1 protein-coding gene is annotated in these 881 nt (G+C 55.8%); it reads left to right on the plus strand.

Features of this window, described 5'->3' with window-relative positions; all coding sequences use genetic code 11:
- A partial coding sequence (locus AC1DU6_RS33270) for an ABC transporter permease (RefSeq protein WP_477862598.1) occupies positions 1 to 881 on the plus strand: 881 nt, incomplete at both ends.

Consider the following 881-nt stretch of genomic DNA (forward strand, 5'->3'; position numbering starts at 1 on the left):
CTTTGACGCAACTGCCCTGCTACGTGAAAGCAAAGCCAAACGGCAAGCAATGATGAGTGGAACCGACGTACCTGTTGGTGCGGCCAACACGCAAATCGACCCCGTCGTTTCAAGCGCGCGATATACCACGGCTGATTTTTTCGCGATGTTCGACGCACCTTGGCTTTATGGCGGGGGCTGGAGCGCAGCCGATGACAATGTTCAGGCTCGCGTAGCCGTGCTCTCTTCATCGCTAAATGAAAGGCTCTTTGGCGGCGCCAACAGCGTCGGCCGCGAGGTCCTTGTTGCGGGACGGCCATTGCGGATTATCGGCGTGCTCAAGCCCTGGAAGCTTCAGCCCCACTTCTATGACCTGACGGTAGGGAGATTCTCGGAATCGGAGGACCTCTTTTTGCCGTTCTCTACGGCCATCGCACTAAATGTCGGACATTCAGGAAGTACTGACTGCTGGGGAAATTTCAGCATCGGCGACAGTCCATGGGACCTGAATGCTAGCTGTGCGTGGGTGCAGTATTGGGTCGAGCTGGATAGGCCCGAAGATGCTCCAGTCTTTCGAAAATATTTAGAAAGATACTCGGACGTTCAGCGCGCAGCCGGTCGCTTCGAACGCCCGAACAATGTGCGCCTACGTAGCATTACGGAATGGCTGGACTACAACGAAATTCTGCCCGCAGACGTCCGCCTGCAAAACTGGTTGGCGTTTGGCTTCCTAGCCGTTTGCATTGTGAATATGGTAGGTCTGCTATTGGCCAAGACATTACGCCGCAGCGGAGAAATTAGTGTGCGCCGCGCTCTCGGTGCTTCGCGCGGCGACATTTTCCAACAGTTTGTCATCGAGGCCGGATTGCTGGGTCTGGCTGGTGCGGTGCTGGGTCTGGTTT

The organism is Roseateles sp. P5_B10 (assembly GCF_056400485.1).